Raw genomic sequence first — 21668 nt, 5'->3', positions numbered from 1 at the left:
ATCTCTGCTTGGCGTCGCCAAAGAACTCGTGCGCCGCAAGGAGTCAAGGCCACGGATTAGATGACCGGCTCAATGTCCGGCTCAGCTCTGTCACTCGCCCATTGCTAACCGGTTGTCGCTCAGTCTTGGGGCAGGTCAGTGCGGGGTCAATGGCTCGACAAGACCATGCATCTGGCGTGCGGCACCCCCTCCACCACCATCATCAGGCGTTCCGACCACGCCATCAATCGAGTGACGTCGGGGCCCGAGCGAAACCTGCGCCACGCCATCAGCGAAACCACGGCGATTAGCGACCGAGCCACAACGGCAGCCTTGCTCGCCTGATTGCCGCCTGAGCCCACTGTCCACACGTTGTCGGACCACCTACGAAAGTGAGCCTTGCAGTGCACTGTCGCCCCCTCCCACTCCGCGTGGGAGGGGGCAAGTCGTCCTTTTCTGCGTTCTGGCTCGTGATCGTGTATCGAGCGGCCCTCAAAAGCGACCACACCTCGGCACTCAAGCGCTTGCCCCAAGCTCCCCCGTAGCTACGGAACCGTGCCTGGCACCAGCACTGTTCTTGGCCCGGATGGACTATCGCGAGGGCAGCGTTCCGCTCGTACCTTGAACTGAGGGCCGAGCGGAACAGGGGCGTTGGTTATGAGGTTGACGTGGGTCGGAGCCGGACTAGGTGTCACGTTGCTGATCGCTGCTCCGTCGGCGGCGTCAGCCGCACCGCCTAATGAGCCGAGCGGGCGGGCAAGTTGCTTGGGGACACTGAGCGTCTTCAACCAGGCGCATCCCGAAGTGTTTGGCACCCGGTCGGACCTAGCGCATGACCTGATCGCAGGGGCCGCCGCGGAGGGCATCCCTCCGGGTCAGATCTACGCCTTCTTCGCGCACGTGCACGGCACAGTAGAGCAATGCCCTTGAATCTGCGGCTGCTCCCGTAGTCCGCAGCACTGCCATGGGCGCGAGTTCGCCTACCGAGCCTCGACGATCGCGATGGCTGCACCTGATGACGTCTGTGGTCGTTTGGGGCCTTCTCTCTGCATGCACAGGTGGGCCCGAGCCCGTCGAGGGGGCATCGTCCCCGGGATCCACCAGCGCCGTCCCACGGTCGCGGGTCGGTGCACCCGACTACGGCGCGATGAAGCGGGAGCTCCAGCAACGCCTCACGAAGGGTGACCTGAGCCTGAGGGCCGTCCGTGCGTTCTTGGTGAGCGTCGAGGGCGATGTCGTGCTGTCCCATTACCGCGACCGTGAGCCCACCGAGCATGCCCATGTCTGGTCGGTCACGAAGAGCGTGATGAGCATCCTGGTTGGAATCGCCGTTGACGAAGGCCGCCTACGCATAGACCAAACGCTTGCCGAACTCCTTCCGGCCCATGCGGAGGCGATGACGGATGAGATCGCATCAGTGACACTGCGGCAGCTGCTCACCATGACTGCAGGGATCCAAGGTGGGCCCGGCATGGTGGCCCTCTTCGACTTGGTGCGTGGGCAGGATGCCACCGATGCACTGGTCGGCGGGGCCTTAGTGGCCTCGCCGGGTGCGGGTTTTGCTACTCCGACGCAGCAGCCCACCTTGTCGGCGCGGTGCTGCGTAACGCCGTCGGTCGCTCTGTGCTGGACTACACCCGAAAGAAGCTGTTCGACCCGCTCGACATCGACACCCGGCCCGCCTGGGAGGGCTGGGATGTTGGCGTTGGCCTGCATCAGCCTGGATTCGCCTGGGCAGCGGACGGAGAGGGCACTCACACCGGCTGCTGCGCTTTAAAGCTAACCGCACCGGACATGCTCAAGATCGGTCAGCTCTACCTCGATGAGGGCCACTGGCAGGGCCAGCAGATCGTCTCCTCTGACTGGGTCAAGGCGTCCACCACCAACCAGCTCACTCCCGAGCAGGACACAGAAGGTTCGTACGGGTTCTTCTGGTGGGTGGGCACCGTCATGTCCCACCCCTTCTTCGGTGCGTACGGCATCCATGGCCAGCGCATCATTGTCGTGCCAGACCGCGGGCTCGTCGTCGCCATCGCCAGCGACGAAAGCGGACCCGGGTCACCCACCGAGGCTTTCGACACCACCGTCGTGGACGTCATCTTGGAGCCGATCCTGCAACGCTAGGTTCGGTCCGCTCGGTTGCAGTGGGAGAGGGTCGGGTTCCGAATTCTCTGCGTCCAAGGGATTTTCCAGTGAACGGACCATGCGCATCCCAGACTGCAGAAGGTCGTAAGCCCGATGCTTGTGGTCTCGCGGCAACCACACCTGACAGCGCGTTCAGGCAGCGTTCAAATGTCTAAACATCGGGCTGCGTTCAGGGCTTTAAACGCGGAAGTGGTCAGGGGCAGCCGCAGCCACACCTAGTGTCCCTTGTGAGGGGCAGCCGACCAAGTTCTGCCCAGGAAATCGGGAGAGAAACCACATGTCGTCTTCACGGGTTGCCATCGTCGGATCGGGTGTCATGGGCGGGCGCGGCCCCAAGCGCACCCTCGCCGCGCTGGTCGTCTCGGCCGCGTTTGGTGCGATGGCCTTCACCGCTCCGGCCTCGGCGAACACCACCACGGGCGGCGGGATCTGCAACGGCGTGACCAACCAGCTCTCCCACCGCGGGTTCGCGCAGCCGAACCTGCTCAAGGCCGCGGCACGGCAGAACGCCGAGCTGATCGCCAAGCTGCAGGCGGAGCGCGTCACCCTCGTTGCGACCCAGGAGAGCCTCGCGACCCGGATCGCTGCGGCCGAGAAGCAGATCTCCGACCTCGACATTGCGAACGTCAAGCTTGACGGTGAGATCGCCGCCGCCGAGGCGACGCTCTCGCAGCTCACCCAGGACCGTGCGACCGTGGCCGCCGCCATCGACGCCGACGAGAAGCTGCTCGCCACCTACCAGGGTGAGCGCACCGCCCTGCTGAACCAGATGGCGCCGCTCGAGTACCAGTTGGGCGTCGCCGAGGGCGAACTGGCAAGCCTGAAAACTCAGAAGGCCGGTGTGGTCAGCAGCCTTGCCACCAAGGAAGCTGACCTGGCCGCTGCCAACACCCTGCTCAACACCCGGACCGGGGAAGCGACCGCGGCCCAGAACGCCGTCAACGCCCAGGTTGTCGCCATCGAGAAGGCGACCGGGGAGCTCGATGACCTGGTGGCCGCAGGCGACGCGGCGCAAGCGCTCGTGGACGTCGCCACGAAGAAGCTTGCCGACGCACGCGCCGCGCTGCCGGCCCTTGAGGCAACGGCCAAGAGCGCCGACACCAAGGCCGCCGCCGCCACAGCCGCCGTGGTCACCGCCACGGAGAACCAGCGCCTCGCGAAGGAGAACGCGGACGCATTGGCGTTGCAGATCAGCACCATCGAGGCCAAGCTGCCTACCCTCACCACTGACATCGCCGCGCTCAAGGGCGACATCGCCACCAAGGAAGCCCAGATCACGGCCAAGAAGGCAGAGATCGCGGCGGCCACCGCCACCTCGAGCACGAACCCCACCATCGCCGCGCTCGAGGCTGAGATCGCCCGCCTGCGGGCTCTGCGTCAGGCGTCCGACGACAACACCGTCAAGCAGAACCTGCAGGACCAGATCCAGGAGCTGAACCGTCAGCTCAACGTGGCCAAGTCCCAGACCACCGACAACACGGCACTCATCGCCGCCCTGAACGGCGACCTGACCAAGCTCCAGGGCGAGCTGGCCACCCTGAACTCCCAGCTGTCGGCCAAGCAGCAGGAGAGCAGCAACTTGCAGCAGCAGCTCCCCGGTCTGCAGGCCAGCCTCGCAGGGGCCATCACCCAGCTCACCACCGCCACCACCGCGCTGGACGACGCCAAGACCGCGCAGACCGCCGCCAACACTGCCCTCACCGACGCCAACGCCGCGGTCACGGCCAAGCAGAGCGAGATCGCCGCCCTGGAGGCCGCCCTGCCGGGACTGACCGGTGACCTCGAAGCCGCCCAGGGCGACATCACCGCCAAGCGCGGCGAGCTCAAGGGACTGCAGGACGCCCTGCCGGGTCTGCAGGCCGCCCTCGCCGCCGCCAACACCGCCGTCATCAACCAGACCGCCGAGGTGACCAAGCTCGACGGTGAGGTCAACAAGCTCATTTCCACCCTCGGCACCCTCAACACGGCGATCACCACCACGGAGGACGCCATCCTGTCCCTGCAGGATCGCCTCAAGCCCCTGCAGGAATCGCTGAACACCCTCAACAAGCAGATCAGCGACAAGGAAGCGGCCCTGACCGCCGCGAGGGCCGAACTCAACGCGCTCGACAAGCAGATCGTCAGCCAGAACGCGACGCTGCGGACGCTCGAGAGCGCCAAAAAGGTCAACCGCGAGGCCGCTGCAGCCCAGAAGCTGCTACTGAGCGGCTTGCAGGCTCAGTACGCCGCCGTGCTTGACCGGATCAACGCTATCGACGGCCAGATCGCCCTCGGCGGCTGCCTGGCCTGATCACGAGATCTAAGCCCCAACAGTCGCAGTTGACGGGAAAGGGGCATCAGGCGATCAACCTGGGGCCCCTTTCGCGATTCACCGCCACCTCGCAGTCTGGCGTCAGCAGTAGCAATCGGACCCAGCCCTCAGGAGGACCCGATGCCCACAAGGAACCACCGCAGCGTGGCCGAAGAGCCCTCCTCGCGCACCACTGCCTGCCCTCCTTGGTGTGTCACCCGCCATGATGTGCATCTCGGCGAGGAGAACTGCGTGCACACCGGTGAACCGCTGCTGGTGGCGGACGGCATACGGGCAGTGATCGCCATGTCCGTCGATCCCGACACCGGCACCGCCGACGGGCCCTACGTCCTCATCGGCACCCACGAGTACACGCTCACCGAAGCGCGACAGCTCTGGAGCGCGCTTCTTGACGCCCTCGACTCAGCGGGTCAAGCCCAGCCCCACCTCACTGCCGTGACCACGTGGAAATGACGCCCGACCCAACTGCCCCCAATCAGATGCACCCGCTAGCACCGCATTATTTCCAGCGTCCCGCATAGGCTCACGGCATAAGCCGGAAGCCGCACAACCTCCGCTGGTTAGGTGTTGAGGAGATGGACAGCAAACTTCTTGACCTGCTCGACTCTTTCGGCGATCACGCGGGTGGGCAGCGGGCAGCGGTGTGGAGGAGCTCATGCCGGGACTATTGCTCGAACTCGATGAGCGGATCGGCTACACAACGGTCAGGATGTGCGTGCGTTCCATCGGCTACGCAGACGCGGAGCTCGAAGCGCTTGACTCCTGGCATTACCACGTCAGTCAGCGACCGCGCCACAGCGCCAGCCTTGCTCGACCTGATCGCAGCGTGACGCCACCGTCAACACGGGGCGGACTACCTACGGAAGTGGGCTCTTGCACTCCATCGCTGTCCCCTCCCACTCCGCGTGCGAGGGGACTGGTCGTCCTTTCTGCGTTCTGGACCTCTGCGTGGACTTTGACCCTCAGCCTGCGGCTTTTAGATCCGGCCATTCGGCTGAGAGCTCAGCAGTCACCATGGTGCTTCAAGCCGCACCGTGGGCAGGATTCAGTTGGATCTGGCCTACCGACGTGGTGACGCTCTTCGAGCACGCATATCTCGCAGAACCAGTCCATCCGAGGCTGTCGGCTCATGTGTCGCGCCGACTCGGTCGCCACCGCTGACTCGAGCCACTGACGGTCCCGTGTCTCGAGTAAATCAACGGTGCCCTGCATGCAACCCGTCTCTGCGTCATGCCAGAGGGGTAGCTCACCCGCTGTGTTGGCGACCACCGTTCGAACGTAACCCCTAACTCTCCAGAGCCGTTCCCCCCCGAAGCGGTGCACGGTGCTTGGTAGAGGTGACCCATGTTGTGACACGTCTCTTCTCCCTTGTCTCGCGCCCACAGTTGCGGACTCAAGGTGGTTGCACCAGCGGTGAATAGGTCACGCCGGACCGCTCTTGAGGCCGCTGGCCATCCTCATGTGCTGGCCCAAATGATCTCCTTGTGCCCAAGCTTGACGAGCGCCCTGTTGACTGGCCTGAATGTGCGGGCGCTCCGGAACGCCTTCTGTTGCTCCCCCCTAGAGGCCGGATGCGGGGCGTCGACCACCGGGTGGCGCATATCGAGGTGCTCTCTCCACTTCTGCGCCTCGCGGCCCCAGAGGACAAAGACCATGGGCTTGGTCCGCTCGGACAGTCGGAGGAGCACGGTGTCGGTGAACGGCCTCCATAACGCCAAGTGTGATTCCGGCTCTCCCTGACGCACCGTCAGGGCGGTGTTCAGCAGCAGGACGCCCTGTTTCGCCCACGAGGAGAGGTCGTCTGGTGGCGTGATGCCTTCAGCCCGCAGCGCTGCGTGAATGTTGCGGAGCGCAGCCGGGAGCCGACGGCCGGGTGGCACCGCGAACGCCAAACCAGTCGCATCACCTCGGGTTGGGTAGGGGTCTTGTCCGAGGATGACCACGCGAACCTTGTTGAAAGGCGTGTGCTGAAAAGCTGCGAACACCTTATCCAAGGTGGGGTAGACCTCGCCGCGCTCACGGGCGACCGCTCGCAGGATGTTCCGAGGTGAGTGCAGTACTCCCGGCCATGGATCACTGGCGGTGGACGGAGCCACCGGGTCTGTAGCCGCCGAGTGAGGTGTCCAGATCTCTTCACCCCTCCGCTCGGCGGGGTCGATCATCACGACACCCTTCTGAGCCAGATACCAAGGCGAAGAGCCACGCTTGCCTCGGCTCAGCCACTTGCGGATGGCCTCCGCCGGATCCTCGCTGACGTCGCCAGGTAGCCCGCGCATCATCAGATCTACGCGTCGCCCCTCGAACTTGGACCATGTCTGGAAGCGACGTCTCTCGGAGTCACTCCTCGCCTTCTTCGAGTCATGGCGCTGACGTCCAAGTTCAGACTCTCCAAAGTCAACGTGGACATGTCGGACGTCCGCGGGAAACCGTGAGTGTCCGGGTGGCAGGGCAAAGAAACTCCAGACATCGAGGTCTTTGATCCCATTCGTTCCGTTGATCCAGTGCAGTGCAGCGCCTTGCGCAAGCACCGTCGCCATGTGGAAGTCGCGGTACTCCGGCTGGGAGACCAAGAAGCCCTCGCGGTCTTCGCGAGCGAGGTCGGCGAGCTTGGCGAGGTGGTCGACCGTTAGTGGGGCATAGCTGCGAACGGCCGGACGGGCATTCATGTCATTACATCCCTTCCTTTGACGCAGCTCTATTCAGGGTGCCAGTGCGGGTCCAACGACTTCCAGTGGCCTCGGGGGCACCGGCCACTGCCGTCATGGGATCCTTCCCAATGAACGCCGCAGTACGGCACCGCACATTCGCTGCAGAACCCAGCGTCGTCATGAAGATTTGCAAGGGCCACCCGCTCCAACGTCAAGGGAAGCGCGCCGAACGCCTCAGTGAGCTGTTGCGCCTGCTCAAGTGAGACAGCATCCCCTCGATCGCGGTTGCCAGCCATGACTCCCTGATAGATCAAAGACCACGATTCTGCAGGTGCGGATGGGGCCTGTAGGACGACCCGGGAGGTCAAGCTGCCACACGCCCCGCACAGAATCTTTCTATCGAATGCCGCGGGTGCAGCCAAGTCCTTTTTGGGGGCCCCACTGTCGGTCATAGAGCCGGGACTCGCGGTCGTGTCGCCCTGCTCTCCATCGCGACTGGTCCCCGGCTCGGCCGTCGCTACACCCGCGATGTCGTCGAACATCTTCGTCAAGTCCTCGGCGACCACACCCTTGCTCAGCAGCGTGGCGACCGCAACCTCGGGATAGGCCTTCAGGCTGTGGGCTGGCTGTCCGACAGGTTCCAGCGCCGTCTGGTTGGCTTGTGCTCGGTACCGCTCACCTGCCGCCTGTGATGCGTTGGCCACCGAGCCGATGTTCAAGCTCAATGTCGCTCCAGTGGGTCGCAGAAACAACGACCACAGGGATGGGCGTTTGTCCGCGACCTCGTAGTAGAAGCCTGCGCTCGGGGCCTGACCGACGCCCCCGTTGAAGCGCGCCGCGTTGGTGTCGGCGTGTCGTAGCAGCAAGGCCACGAACTCACGCTCGTCCTGCAACGGCAACGCCGCTACCGCCGAATCGATCTCCGATCTGCCCCATCGCTTCCTGGCCGGGCCGCTGATCGGTTGCGGTGGCTCGAACGTCTGCCCGTATGTCTGAATCACCAGCAGCCTCAGTTCTCCCTCCGCGATGAGGCCGACCTCGAGCGCCATGATCTTGACGTCGCCGTCCAAGTGATCTGACAAGTACTCGATGATTGAAGTCAGCTCGTCAGTGAGCTCGTCGACAGCCACCACCAACCGGAAAGACCCCGAGGACAGCGATTCTCCCAGTCCGCTCCGGAACGCACCATCATCGAACCCCGCCGTCGCTGCGTCCGACACGTCATCGAAGAGGCCCTTGCCGCCACCTCGCCCCCGAGCCCAGAGGTCGGCGAAGTCCTCGATGGTCAAGCCGCGCAGACCTGAGGCGTACGCCAAGATCTGGCCGACCACCTCCCGCCGTATCTGCGGATTCGCCCTCAGCTTGCACTCCACGAGTGTGAGGACTCCGAGCTCATCGACAAGGGCGATGTCGAGGGATCCCACGCCCGGCACTGGGAGCTCGTCCACTGCCACCGCGCCTGCGCAGCCAGGCACCAGACCGGGATCGGCGAGGATGAGAGCCTGCAGTTCCCGCTCGTTCCCAAAGGCGGTCAACCGCCGACGCCGCCACCTCCCGTCGACCAACTCCATCACCTGCGCCATCGCCGTCCTCCAGTCACCGATCGAGCACGTCTCCATGAGCATCCCTACGCCAAAGCCCAACGTCTCATCCGAAATGCCGCCACACTGCTCGAATGGACAAATGGCAACGGCGGTTCGATGAAGTGCACGACGCCAGCCTCACCCACGAGTTGCTCGTGCTCGAAGGAGCGATACCGGACGGCCCCTCCTGGGGCGTCCGATACGCCCTGATTAAGAGCCCGGACGGTGGTGTCCGAGCCGTCCAAGGCTGGCCACCCCCTTCTGAACAGCTCAACAACCTCGAAGGCCTCTGGGACTACTGGGCCGACAAGGGAGGCGGCAACGGGTACAACCATGAGGTCGCGTGGTGCTGGACTCGCCCCGAGTACGCGGACGAGGCGGTGCAACACATCGAGCAGACACTTCGCGCCGAAGGCCACCCCTTAGGGGCAAGCACCACGTCTGAACCAACGCAGCAGCCCATCCGTGCGTCAATGGGCAGTGACGCTCCAACGGTCCTTGATCAAGCGGACCTAGACGAAGTTTCGGAGGAGACGGAACCGGGCTGGTCCGTCCCGAAGGACATCGCCGATGTCCTGATATGGCAAGTGGCCTCGCAACTCATCCGCCGCCACCCACATGACCTTTGGGCCATCAACACCTTCCCGCTTGATGGGTTCTACGACTGCCTCAGCGTCGTCGATCAGGCGACCATGGGTCAACGAGTACATGTACAACTGAATCGCCACGGAACCAGCGTGGCGGGCGCGGGGCCGACCCTGCGGCAATGGCCGTTCTACTGGCACGACCAGGACAGGCGCACCTGGCTGAGACACCTCGAACAGCAAGCAGGTCTCGAAGAGCCGCGAGGCGCGCTCCCCCCGAGTACTGCTGCCTCTCTCGCGCTGCGGTGGATCGCGCAGTTCATGGCGCTGCAACTTGCGTCTCGGGTCCCGTGGCGCTCCTTCGGTGGTCTGGGACCTATCGAGGCACGACCTCAGGCTCTTCGCGAGAGCGGCCCTGACGACGATCCACGATTTTGGCGAATCGGGCCCGTCAACACCGCGGCCTTTATCGACCCGTCAATCTGGGTCTCCGTCGCTGGCCAGTTGTTCTTCTCCGACCAACCTTCGGTCGATCTCATGTCCTCACGCCGTCCTGGGACGCCCATCAGCGCGCTCGTCGCACAGACCGTGCCTCGGTTGTTGCCGTGAGAGAAGACGCCGTCGAGGAGGCCGAAGGGATCGGATACCTAAGAGTAGCGTCCTTCGACTGTAGGGACTTAGCTGCACCGGGCCGCGTCCCGCGGCAGTATGGCACCTCCAGAAGCGTGTCGGTGATGGTCCAGACAACGGACGTCGCGGTCCGGACGTGATGGGCTACTGATGCATGATCACCCACGTTTGTCGAGGTTGCGGATGCGAAAAGCGCAACTCGGATTGCTGACTCTTGCCCTCGCCGGTTGTGCCAGCGGGACACCGGCAGGTTCTGCAGCGCCAACCAGTGCGCCGTTATCCTCGACGCGCCCAAGCACGGCAACCCCCCAGGTCGCGTCCTCGCCCCCTGAGACGGAACCTGTCGCGCCTACGTCGTCTGAGATCACGCTCTGCAGTGACTTGGCGGACGGGCTGCGCGAGCTTCGCGACGGCTTCGGGAAGGAGGACGGTCCCGGGCTCGGAGCAGTGTCTGCCGATGGGTCTGGCATCGTCTCGCTAGGCTTCAAGGTGAACATGGTCCGTTTGAGTTTCGTCGCGGCACAGGCTGCCACCGACCCGAACGCCTTGAGCGGCTCGGCGCTCCGATTCTCAAGCAGCATGCCGTCCGATGCGGCACTTGCGGGAACGCAGGCCGCAGAGGTAGGAATGGCGACCTTCGATGTCCTCGCCCGATGTGTTGCGTCTCACGTCGTACCGCCTCCTGATCCGGCTGACTTCGCCACCAACCTCGAGTGGGTGTCCAACGGGGGGGTCGGTGAACGAGCTGAATCCATCGGGATGGAGGTTTGCGCCCTGATGGGCCGGATCGGCCCTGCCGAGGTCGTCGCTCAATTGACAAACATGTCATCTGGCAAACCGGAAATGGCGGCTTCGTGGTTACAAGTAGCCGCCTTGCACAAGTGTCCCAATCAGTTGGAGTCCGCAATTGAGACGACTGATGCACTTCTGGAGTAGAGCGCTCTCTCGGCGGGCGGACAGCGCGTAGCGCGAGCTGATCGCCGCCTGACGCACAACCCGAGCGCTGCGGACTGCGGACTCCTTTCTTTGCCGCCCAGCCCCCACCCCCATCATGTGGGTGGGGGGCTTGGCGGCCTTCTTTGGGTTCTGGACCCTGATCGCACACGTTGGGCGTACCGGACCCGACATTTCTCAATCCCAAGCTGGGGCTCGCTAGAGGTGAAAGACTCTGCCTGTATTCCAGAGTTAGAAGTTGACGGGGTGCGCGATGCGTCGCGATGCGTGGTGGGGTCGGTTGGCCGTGTGCCTGGTGATTGGCTGCTTCAAGCAGGCGCGGTGCCGTCGGTTGCTACCGCTGAGCAAGCGGTCGTGTCAGCGGGGTCGCCGTCGCGGCTAGCAGCCGTTGCGCCGAGCAGGGTGCTGGACACTCGCAGCGGTGTGGGTGCGCCCAAGGCGGTAGTTGGTCCGGGGAAGAGCGTCACCTTGCAGGTCACTGGTCGTGGCGGTGTGCCAGCCAGTGGGACCTCGGCTGTGGTCCTGAACGTGACCATGACGCAAGCCTCCCGGGTCGGGTACGTGCAGGTGTACCCCACCGGTCAGGCCACTGTCGGCTCCTCATCGAACCTCAACATCGAGTACACCGGTCAGAGCATCGCCAACATGGTTACCGTTCCGGTCGGGAACAATGGCACCGTCACGCTCTACTCCTCGGGCGGCGGACACCTCCTCGCTGACGTCTTCGGGTACTACACCCCGGCCGCCGCCGTCGCGTCGGGCCGGTTCGCCGCCCTGACGCCCGCCCGTCTGCTCGACAGCAGGAACGGCACTGGCTTGAGCGCACCGGCCCACCCAGGTGACACGAAAAACTGCGGGGACTTCACCACCTGGACCGCCGCGAACAACTGGTTCTGGATCTACTACCCGCACTACGGCGACGTGGCACAGCTCGACGGTGATGACGACGGAGTCCCCTGCGAGAGCCTGAGCGGAGCCCCTGCTACCGCCCAACAGCCTGCACTAGCCAAGCCCGCGGCCGGGTCGGTGACGAAGTTCCAGGTCACCGGCCGCGGCGGTGTCCCTGCGGGTGCGTCAGCTGTGGTGCTCAATGTGACGGCCACACAGACCGCGGGTGCCGGTTACCTACAGGTGATGCCCACCGACGGCAGCGTGGCCCCGGCCGCCTACTCCAACGTCAACCTTATGCGCGTCGGGCAGACCGCCGCGGGCTTGGCCACCGTCCCCTTGGCGAGCGCAGGCACGGTCCAGATCTACACCAGCACCCCGACCCATCTCATCGCGGACGTTGCCGGGTACTACACCGGCGGCTCGGACGAAGTCACGAGCCGCAGACTGTTCGTGCCCATCACTCCCACGCGCATCAAGGACACTCGCTCTGGCACCAAGCCCGCCTCCGGGTCGACGGTGAGTCTGGCTCCCGCGGGCAAGGGCGGCATACCCACCACTGGGGCAGCCGCCATCGCGCTGAACCTCACGGCCACACAGGCCACCGGAGCAGGGTTCCTGCAGGTCTACCCCACAGAAGAGGGCACCCCAGGCTCCTCCTCCAACCTCAACACCGAGCGCGCCGGGCAGACCATCGCCAACGCCGCGATGTCCAAGCTCGGATCCGGTGGCACCGCCAGCGTGTACATCTCCCGTTCTACCCATGTCATCGGAGACGTCGCGGGCTACTTCACCGGTGACCCCAGCACCAGCGACCCAGGTTTGTCCGGACTGACTGTCGCCCCGCAGAACACCACCGTCAGTTACAACCGCGACTCCTGGAACCACTGGATCGACGTCGACTGGGACTGTCAGAACACCCGGCACGAGGTCCTTATCGCCACGTCCCAAGTCAAGCCAGTCCTGACCGCCGATGGGTGCGCCGCCGTCTTCGGGTCATGGCTCGACCCCTACACCGGCCTCACCTGGGACCAAGCCGCGGAGGTCCAGATCGACCACGTAGTCGCGCTTGCCAACGCTCACCGCTCCGGTGGCTGGGCGTGGACGGCACAGCAGAAGGAAGCCTTCGCCAACGACATGCTTGCGCCCGAACTCGTTGCCGTCGAAGGATCCGTCAACCAAGCCAAGGCCGACAGTGGACCTGAGTCTTGGAAGCCGCCCCTGACATCCGCTTGGTGCGACTACGCGACCGACTGGGCCACCGTCAAGCGCAAGTACGCCCTCACGGTCACACAAGCTGAGTACGACGCTCTCGGGCAGATGCTGGCTACCTGCTGAAGAGTTGCCCAAAGGTCATGCGGCAGAGATGTAGGTATCTCACGAGATGGCCCACCCGCCGCCTCCCTGCCGCACACAGGCGGCACGAGCCTGCCCGCCCAAGATCAACGCGCAGCCTCGTATGCAGCCAAGACCCTCGCATTGATGCGACCCCGGTCACTCACCTGATGACCATTTTCCTTCGCCCAAGCCCGGACGGCTGCCAGGTCCTTGCGGGGTTTTGATCGGGACGAGGAGCGAGCGCTCTTGCTGCGCCGACTCTGCTGGGCCTGTTCAGTCGCTTTGGCGATGTACGGCTTGAGCGCCTTCTCGAGGGCCGTGCGATTCTTCGCGCTGAGGTCGATGACCCAGGTGCGGCCATCAAGGCTGAACGAGACCTCCTTGGCATTCAAAGATCCGTCAAGGTCATCGGTCATGGTCACCGTCGTATGCTTCGCCATGAGACGAATCATGGTGCCTATGGGTTGTGATGGCTATAGCGACCCCGTGGTCCAGCGAACCTGACGCGGAGCGAACCCTTACCGGAGATGTAGCGATGACTGGGCGGTCTACACCGTCAAACGACGACTTCTCACGCGTTCGAGATGCTAAGCAACACACCCGCCCCGACGGACAGTGGTGAGCTTGCTTCGACCGCTGAGTCCCGGGGCATGACGGCAAGGGGGACACTCGTCGGGCCGCAGGTTGCGACCTCGCAAAGCGGAGTCTGGAGCGCCCTACCTAGCAAAGTCAGCGCAGCACCGTACGGCGGGAAGGCGCTAGGAGTCTCTGCAGAGCAGCCTCAACGCGTTCCGGGGCTCATGTGGGCAAGCTCGGCAAGGAGGTTTCAGCACCGACCTAGACACGCACGCTGGCACGCGACCGGGCCACCCGGCCACCCGGCCACCCGGCCACCCGGCCACCCGGCCACCGACGATGAAGCCGCGTGCTCCCCCCGTCGGCAACTCGACGCATTCCCTGACGGCCTCGTGTAGAGATGGGTGCATCACTCTCCTGAGGCAGGACGGAAGAGGCATGACTTGGACGCTCAGAGACTCTCGGAACTTGTTCTTCGACAAGTACGGTGCCCCAACGGCAAGTGGGTGGGGGCCCGAAATAGTCTCCCTGCAAGAGGCTGGGTTCCACGGTCAGGGCTACCGCACTCTCCACGACTGGGATGCCAAGGCTCATAACGCTCATTCGAACTGTCCTGCTCTACACGCCACGGTGCTCGAACTGAAGGCCCTTGTTCACCCAGCCTGGCGTGCACGGATTGATGCAATCTATGCCGGGCGCACCGCCCTGGGAGACAGCCTTGCTGAGTCGAGGCACGGTAAAAAGGGCGGCGTAGTAGCTGTTAGTTTCGTCTTTACCTACACCCTCCTTGGTGCCGCGATAACATGGGGCGACTTCTTACATAGTCTCGACGAAGCCCGCTCCCACTCAGGGAACGACCCGCTAACCGAATCCCATCGACTGGCAGTCATTTCCGCTTTCGACAAGGTTCGGGAAGTTGGGGCACCGGCTCTTAAGAAATCAAAAATATTTGTGGTCTCATCCGAGGCCGAGAGGATGAATGTCGCTCAACTGCAAAATCTTGGTGAGATGTGGGCCGTTGCGCACGAACTCTCGCACCATGTCCTTCGACATGGAACAGCTGCGATAGACCGAAAGGCCCAGCAATTGTTAGGGTCGCTACTCGCCGAATCCAACGTCAGCGCTGAGATGGCTGGCCTTACGCTGGGTCAGCGCCAAGAGATAGAGGCCGACGTGCTGGCCCAACTACTGCTGGCGGGCGAGTTTTCCGGCGACGCTGATCCGCTTACCGAGTTGCAGTCCGCCCAAGGAGCCCTTGTGGGACTGCTTGCCGTCGGCCTCACAGGCGGTGGGTGGATCAACGAGCCGACGGATACGCATCCATCAACACTTACGCGATTAGCATTTGCCGGGAAGGTGGCAGCGCAGAGGATCCTTCGAATGACGGGTCTTCCTCTGGCTCTTCGAGAGGAACAAGTCCGCATGGTTGCTACTGTTCTCGCCTTCGCCGGTTGGCTCGCCGGTGTCTCGATCTCGGCGGGCCAAGGCTCACGAGATGAGCCGTACACATCTCTAGCCGACTTCATGCTCGTGTCGGTCAACCTGCTTCTGGGCGACGACGCCCCGATCTTCTAGCGTGTCGGGTCTGGTGCTCTATTGCAAGGCAATCTGCTCCAGCGATCAAGCGACAGACCCGCGCTCTTGGAGTTGCCCAACGACTGACAGCTCACCTGCCGCACTACCTCTGGCGGTCTGCCTCAAGGCCCAAACTGCACTTATCCCATACCTATTAGTGGAGGCCCCGTTCGATTTGGTGCGTGGAAGCAGTTTTTGGCCCACGTCTATCGAAGCCTGGTAGGAGCTTTTCTTCTTAGTTGCGATAAGCGCAAAGTGGGGAGCATAGATACTAGGGTTCCAATCATGGACCCTAGGACAAGATGTGTTATTGCACTCAATTCGTTGTCCCTTTCAGATCTGCCTTCATGCTCGGTTGCAAAAATGAAGGCGCGATCAACGACATTATTGGTACATGATTGAAAGTCAGCAGCACCCGGGCCGCCTCCGGACTTCAGACTCGGAGCAAAGTGATAGAGGCACAGGTTCCCATTTCTGGGGAGCGGCGTCGCTTCATGGACGCTGAAGCCCGGAGTGAACCATGTCGTCAGCCCACCGTCATATCGCAGGAACGCCTCGGGAGGTAGGAGGCACTTGGGTGCCCCTTCGCTTGGCACTGCCGCGAAATACTGTCGTTTGTAGCCTGAATATAGGAAATCAGTCTCTGCTTTGTAGGTCCAACTCGGAACGCCCGACAGGGGTACAGGTACAAGTCCGTTTCCCGCCTTGCAGCTAACGTTCAAGTTGGGAGCGGTTAGCAGTTCGACGACGAACTCACCACTTCCCGAAAGTTCGATGCCTGTGGACGCACCCCAATTCCAGGTCGCAACTCTAGGAGTCGAGCTGCGATTGACATCGTCGAGCGACGTGACCGATATAATTACGTCACCGGAGCCGACATTACCCTCCGAGGCGTAGGGATAGGGCCGCGCCAGAGGGAAGGGCAGATATGGCAGCGCGCTTATGCATAGAAGCATCAGCCCGTATATTGCGAGCAGCGCCAAGTTCCTCCCCGTCTCGCCCTGACTGGGCACTAAATTACCCGTCGAGCGAGGCGGCGGATGTCGTGCTGCAAGGCTCCGCGGAACCCAAACGTGGGTGTGGCTCGCCCCACGTCGTCGGGGCTTTGTAGCAGCAGCACGGCGCATTCGGCACCTCCTCGGTGAAGGCTACGCAACTTGACCGACGCGAAGCAGGCATCGGGGTCCTAGCACTGAAGCAGTTCCACGGGGAATCAGATCCGGTATCCGATTCGACGCCTCTGACCTGCAGCTTCTCGGGCGATCTCACACGCATCTAACGTGCGGCCGCGAGCGCTCATCGGCTATCGAGGGAACTCCTTGTCCACTTCGACAATTTGGTCGGTGGTTCACCTGAACCCCCTTTCTTGTGGCCATGACGATGTCGAGGCAACCTGCCCGAAGAGGGCAGGAATCTTCCCACGCAACCGTCCCAGCGGCCCGGCCGCCACGCCGATCTCCTGGCGCACAGCTGGCCTCACGCCTCCACCACCTCTCTTGCCACGACGGTGTCGTACAGGCCGAGGTGCCGCAGGTCGTCATGCGAGTCGATGCCTGTGTAGGACAGAGAGGCATCCTCGTAGCGGCGGAAGGCAAAGACGGCTTGGTTCATGTGCCCAGAGTTGAACACGTTGAGCGAGACGAGCAGATTAAAGTCTTCAACTGACAAGCCCGTGACCGTGCGAAAGAGGTCGGGCTCAAGTTTAGTGATGACGTCTTGAAGCGTGTTCTCTCGGAAATCGGTGAGGTACATGAAGGCAGGGATCCGAGTAGCGAACTTGACGAGTTTCTCTTGGATCTGCTTGCGCTTTGATTTGTACTCCTTCTCCTCCTCCGTCAGTTCCTTCTTCTCCTTGGGCGTCATGTCATCGCCCTTGGCCTTCTTGGTGTCTTTTACCTTCTCGCTTTTGTTGATGACAGTTTCGAGCACGTTGTCACCAAGAGCCCGGAAGCCCTCGATGTTCATGACCGCCTTGAGCGCATCTTCGTTAGCGAGGATGCGTTTTAGGGTGTCGTTGTCCACGTTAACCAGCAGGGCCGACTCCCACTTGCGGGCAAGGAGAGTGGCGCTCGTGCCAGCCATCGCGATATCGAGGATGCCGCCAGCGTCCACCTGCGTCATATGTGAGCCGTCGTAGGCCAGCACAGGGAGGAACGAGACAAGGTCTTCCACGGCCTTCTCGGGATTGGGCTCGGTGGGGTTGAGCCCAATCCCGTAGTCAGCCAGCTGGCGAAGGGCACGGGTGGGCGCGAAGTCAAAAACAAACGCGACCGGCTTGTACACCTCTTCCTCATGCGGATTGTCGCCGTTGGGGTTCTTCTGGCTCCACGGGGACTGCACCCGGAACGCTGCTTGGAAGTAGGTCTCAGGCGACTTGAGGTTGCGAAGCATGAGTATCGACGTCCACTGCGGCACCGTGACGCCAGTAGTCAGCTTGCCGCAGGAGAGCGTGATGCTTCCATGGTCGTGACCACTCCCAATCGCCTTGCGCACAGGAGGCAGTGCCTCGAGTCCGATACCTGCCTTGCTTCCAGCAACTGTGAGCACTTTGTACTTATGGAAATACGTGTTCTGCGGCTCGTCAAGCAGGTTCGCCATGGCGTGACAGGCGGCCACATTGGGCAGGAACCAGAAGGAGTGTTGCAAGTGAGGCAGCAACCGCACGTCTGAGTAAGGGAAGGGCGGACGCTCCTTGAGGTGGTCCACCTGGGACGGCGCATAACCCCCGCGAATGATGTCCAGCCACTTCTGCACTTCGCTCTTGTGCTTGAACTCGGCGCTCGTACCTATTCCTGTGGCGGCGAAGAAGGCATTGAGGTCAAACTCATCGAACTCGCCACTGCTCGCAATTGCCAACAGCTCGTCGGGCATCTGGTAAGTCAGCAACCGCATCTGCGGCAGTGCGCCGTACGGGTTCCACTTGTCGGGCTTCGCCTTGCCAAAGGCTTCCTTGGCTGCTTGCTCGTCCGTGTACGTCCAGTTGAAGATCTGCTCCTCGATGAACTCACCGGTGGCGAGAGCCTTGAAGGGCGTGCCGGATAGGTAGAGGTAGGCGCGGGTCGTGATGGGAAGAAACTGGATCTCGTTTTCGGAGAGTTCCCCCAGGTCCTCGTTGACTACCTCGAGGTCGCCCGAGAACTCAGCCGCCATCTCCTTCTTTACGACCGCAGCGTCCTCACCCTCGAAGAGTTCCTTGGCGGTGTCGCGCCATGCACCGAAGTGATACTCGTCGAACACGACGAGGTCCCAGTTGATGGCATGCAGCCACTGGTTCTTGGGCTTGATGTTGCCCGCCTTGTCTCTACCCAAGAGGTCCTGAAAGGAGCCGAAGTAGACGAGCGGCTTGCCCTTCTCGACGGAGAGCGGGTCTGCGCCGGAGTTCTTGCTCATGTACTGCCAACCGTCGAAGTCGGCGTGGTTTTCAAGGTCGGTCTGCCATGCGTCTTCGACTGCAGGCTTGAAGGTCACCACGAGCACTCGGGTAGCACCCAGCTTCTTCGCCAACTGGTAGGAGGTGAAGGTCTTTCCAAAGCGCATCTTCGCGTTCCAAAGGAAGCGGGGCACCGCATGCATGTCTTCACTCCATACGGAGTTGAAATAGCCCTGCGTCTTCTTGACCGCTGCCTTTTGCTCATCCCGCATGGGGAAGGTCTCGTAATGTGTGCCGGTCAACTTTTGTCCGGTGCGCAGCTCAGTGATGGCGGTCATCACGTCAGCAAGGTTGCATCGCATCCACTCCTTGCCCACCTCCGTCACGTTCTCAAAGCTCTTGGCAACGAGTCGCGCACGCAACTGGTGGTCGGTCAGTGGAGTGCCGTCCTCTCGCTCGCCCGGCTCATCCAGCAGGATCGTAACCTTCACACCGGCCGTCTTGGTCTGTTCTTCGATGCGCTTCTTCACGTCACGAGTGGTCTGCCCAACCTTGATGAGCCCCTCATGGTGCGCATCGTCAATGCTGTAACAATAGAGACGAAGGCGGGCATCAGGCTTCGGCGGCAGCAGTTCTTCGATGCTCTTACTCATCGACTACACCACCAAGCAGATCGAGGTCCATGGGGCGCACCATCTTCTCGATGAAGGCGATCTCGTCCTCAGTGATGCCGTACTTCTTATAGAGCGCCTCATCAGTCCAGGTCTGATTCCAGGCCTGAGTCGGGACGAATGTGTAGACGCGCTTGGTCGTATCAGCAGACGGCTTGTGCAGCAGGATGAGCATGCGCGTCAGACGGCAGGACATGTATGACAAGGCACTTTCCGCCGCCTCCTTCGAGTCGAACGGACCGATGCAGAGGTAGGTCTCAGTCGAAATGCTCTTCGGCTCCCCGATGAAGGGAGTGCTAATGATGCGGTGCGGGTAGGTGTCTTTGTTGCCCGTACCGGGCGCTGCTCGCCCGACGTAGATCTTCCATGAGTCGATCAGGTGCTTGTTGGAAGTCACTTCCGTCCGAGCCACGTAGCCCGTGCCGCCGTTCTGGTAGACCAGCACGTCACCTGCGACCTTGTTGGGCCTGCCCTTGAAGAAGGTGCGGAAGCCAAAGGGGCGCAGCGAACTAACGAGCTCGTCGTAGCGCTTACCTGTAGGGAGCGCGAGCGACTTGTCCTGCCCCGTCTCGACCGCCATGACCTTCTGGAGGATGCTCAGTCCCTCGTTGAAGCGGATGAAAACATCTGCCCCCTGCTCAAGGAGCTGCCGTGTGGCAGTCGACGGCGCTTCGTCCTTGAAGTAGGTGTTGACGCGGCACAGACCCTTGTTGTCGCGATCCCAGAGGAAGTAGCAAACACCACCCTTCAAACCGACCCCTGGAAACACGTCCGACGCGCTGAGGTAGTCGTCAATGGTGCGCACGCGGGTGTCAGTGAGCATGGACTCACGGAAGTCATCTAGTCCCTTGCCCCCCGTGAACCAACGCGACGGGATAACCATCGTCAGCAAGCGCGGCTCAAGCTTCTTTGCCTGCTCCACAAACTTCTGGTAGATGGGTGCAGCGCTCGTTCCGTAACCGCCGTCATCCAGTTGGTATGGGGGATTCCCGATAATTACATCGAACTGCATGTCGTCTCCGAACAGCTCTTGCATGAGAGCCTTGGGGTCAGCGGTGTGGATGAAGGCGTAGGCGTGGGTTTCGAGGTCGTCTCCGCGGTCAAGTGCCTTCTGGCTGGCACCGCAGTGCTCGCACTTGCCGTCGGTGAACTTCTTGATGCGGTTGCCCTCGGCGTCGGCAGTGATGACCCACTCCGTGCCGCCCAGCCATGAGTGCTCGGTGCGCTCAAACCAGATGTTGCCTGCCTTGTTGTCGAAGGACCTGGCAATGGAGTGCGAACCGTTCGCGAACTTGGAGCAATAGAGGCTTCGCCGCGCAAGCATGGATGTCAGGTCCGTGATACCCATGCCGAAAACCTGCTTCGTGAGGATGTGATCCACACGCTTGTCGAGCTCAGGAATGGCTTCCTCGAGCCCCTTGGTGAGTCGCGTCGTGATCTCTCGCAGGAACACGCCTGACTTCGTGAACGGGTCAAGGAAGGTGACATCAGGGTTTGCCCACAGAGACTCGCCCTTGTTGGCTGCCGCCCATACGGTCGCCATGTTGTCGAGCATCCGGTTGGCGAACTCGGGCGGCGTAAAGACCTCGTCGTTGGAGAGGTTGGCAATGCAGGTGAGCACGTCAGGGTTACGTCCACCCCGCAAGGAGAACGCTGCCTGCTCTGTCATGCCGTCAGTTCCGCAACACTCATGACCGGGTAGCTCTTCGCGGGCGTGAAGACCTCATGCTTGCCCCTTTCGGCGAAGAGGGTGTCCTCCTCAGCGAAAGTGCTCATCTGGGTCAAGGTGTCGAAGCGAAAGTCTCTCCGCTGGAACTTGCCCTTACCGACGTAGCCCCACTCGGGGAACGTGATGGCTACGCCATCCTCGCCGAGCATCGTAAGAGCGTCGCCATGGACGATGTTCTGGCTCAGGACGTACTCAGCAGCTCGGTGCAGCTCGTCCTCCGCTTCGAGTTCCAAGAACACCTCGAAGACCTCGAGCATGTTCTGGCGGCACTCCACCACGTTGTCCAGCAGGAGTTCGATGCCGTAGATGCACATGAGCCCATGCAGGGAGTAGTTGCGCTTCTCGAAGTCGCTCTTCCCATACCGCTTCTCCGCCGCAGACAGCTTGCGTGCCAGCACGCGCACAAGGAAGTTGCCGGACCCGCATGCAGGCTCAAGGAAGCGGGCATCGATGCGCTCCGACTCGCCCTTCACCTGATCGAGCATCGACTCGACCAACCAGCCAGGGGTGAAGACCTCCCCATGGTCAGCAACCCGCTTCTTCGACTTCATCAATGACACGTCAACCCTCCCGAGCGATCCGCGGCCAACTCACCAGCTGCTCAAGCGACCTGATCCAGCGACCTTGCACACGCTAGTGCAAGGCTCGACAGCTCGAGGTAGGACAGTCTGCAGACGCTCAAGACCG

General features: G+C 62.4%; 12 protein-coding genes and 1 pseudogene. 7 read left to right on the top strand and 6 right to left on the bottom strand.

Annotated elements, in window-relative coordinates:
• Window positions 1-943 precede the first annotated feature (943 nt).
• From ACOJV9_RS05680 to ACOJV9_RS05670, 3 genes and pseudogenes are all read left to right on the top strand, one after another.
• Window positions 944-2103 (top strand): annotated as a pseudogene (locus ACOJV9_RS05680) (serine hydrolase domain-containing protein).
• Window positions 2104-2401: 298 nt separating this feature from the next.
• Window positions 2402-4414 (top strand): coiled-coil domain-containing protein, encoded by a 2013-nt coding sequence (locus ACOJV9_RS05675; RefSeq protein ID WP_420184221.1) that lies wholly within the window; start codon window positions 2402-2404, stop codon window positions 4412-4414.
• A 165-nt stretch (window positions 4415-4579) separates the two neighbouring features.
• On the top strand, window positions 4580-4888 hold the full coding sequence (locus ACOJV9_RS05670; protein ID WP_420184220.1) for a DUF6907 domain-containing protein: 309 nt from the start codon (window positions 4580-4582) through the stop codon (window positions 4886-4888).
• Between the two features lie 1004 nt (window positions 4889-5892).
• Here the strand turns inward: ACOJV9_RS05670 and ACOJV9_RS05665 are convergent.
• Window positions 5893-7101 (bottom strand): uracil-DNA glycosylase, encoded by a 1209-nt coding sequence (locus tag ACOJV9_RS05665; RefSeq protein ID WP_420184219.1) that lies wholly within the window; start codon window positions 7099-7101, stop codon window positions 5893-5895.
• A 29-nt stretch (window positions 7102-7130) separates the two neighbouring features.
• Window positions 7131-8708, bottom strand: coding sequence for a PDDEXK family nuclease (locus tag ACOJV9_RS05660; RefSeq protein ID WP_420184218.1), 1578 nt, complete (start codon window positions 8706-8708; stop codon window positions 7131-7133).
• Between the two features lie 50 nt (window positions 8709-8758).
• On the opposite strand from ACOJV9_RS05660, the gene ACOJV9_RS05655 reads away from it, so the two are divergent.
• The 3 genes from ACOJV9_RS05655 (at window position 8759) to ACOJV9_RS05645 (ending at window position 13060) form a co-directional block, all read left to right on the top strand.
• Entirely contained in the window at window positions 8759-9859 is a 1101-nt protein-coding gene (locus ACOJV9_RS05655; protein ID WP_420184217.1) for a TY-Chap2 family putative peptide chaperone, read from the top strand.
• A 402-nt stretch (window positions 9860-10261) separates the two neighbouring features.
• Window positions 10262-10816 (top strand): hypothetical protein, encoded by a 555-nt coding sequence (locus ACOJV9_RS05650; protein WP_420184216.1) that lies wholly within the window; start codon window positions 10262-10264, stop codon window positions 10814-10816.
• Window positions 10817-11368: 552 nt separating this feature from the next.
• Window positions 11369-13060, top strand: a complete 1692-nt coding sequence (locus tag ACOJV9_RS05645; RefSeq protein WP_420184465.1) for a GmrSD restriction endonuclease domain-containing protein — start codon at window positions 11369-11371, stop codon at window positions 13058-13060.
• A 104-nt stretch (window positions 13061-13164) separates the two neighbouring features.
• On the opposite strand, the gene ACOJV9_RS05640 is transcribed toward ACOJV9_RS05645, so the two are convergent.
• Window positions 13165-13500 (bottom strand): histone-like nucleoid-structuring protein Lsr2, encoded by a 336-nt coding sequence (locus ACOJV9_RS05640; RefSeq protein ID WP_420184215.1) that lies wholly within the window; start codon window positions 13498-13500, stop codon window positions 13165-13167.
• 574 nt (window positions 13501-14074) lie between these two features.
• On the opposite strand from ACOJV9_RS05640, the gene ACOJV9_RS05635 reads away from it, so the two are divergent.
• A complete protein-coding gene (locus tag ACOJV9_RS05635; RefSeq protein ID WP_420184214.1) occupies window positions 14075-15211 on the top strand; it encodes a M48 family metalloprotease in 1137 nt (378 codons plus the stop codon).
• A gap of 1476 nt (window positions 15212-16687) precedes the next feature.
• Here ACOJV9_RS05635 and ACOJV9_RS05630 read toward each other — a convergent pair.
• The 3 genes from ACOJV9_RS05630 to ACOJV9_RS05620 are packed head-to-tail and all read right to left on the bottom strand — an operon-like array spanning window position 16688 to window position 21532.
• Window positions 16688-19234: a DEAD/DEAH box helicase family protein gene (locus tag ACOJV9_RS05630; protein ID WP_420184213.1), complete on the bottom strand. Its 2547-nt coding sequence runs from the start codon at window positions 19232-19234 to the stop codon at window positions 16688-16690.
• Window positions 19227-20921, bottom strand: a complete 1695-nt coding sequence (locus ACOJV9_RS05625; RefSeq protein WP_420184212.1) for an Eco57I restriction-modification methylase domain-containing protein — start codon at window positions 20919-20921, stop codon at window positions 19227-19229. Before ACOJV9_RS05625 ends, ACOJV9_RS05630 begins: the two co-directional genes overlap by 8 nt.
• On the bottom strand, window positions 20918-21532 hold the full coding sequence (locus ACOJV9_RS05620; RefSeq protein ID WP_420184211.1) for an N-6 DNA methylase: 615 nt from the start codon (window positions 21530-21532) through the stop codon (window positions 20918-20920). The genes ACOJV9_RS05625 and ACOJV9_RS05620 overlap by 4 nt, the downstream gene beginning before the upstream one ends.
• Between the last annotated feature and the right edge of the window lie 136 nt (window positions 21533-21668).

It is taken from the genome of Knoellia terrae (assembly GCF_048606435.1).
Classification (GTDB): domain Bacteria; phylum Actinomycetota; class Actinomycetes; order Actinomycetales; family Dermatophilaceae; genus Knoellia; species Knoellia terrae.
Note: the sequence above shows the minus strand (reverse complement) of the source record. Positions and strands in the feature narration are given on the sequence as shown.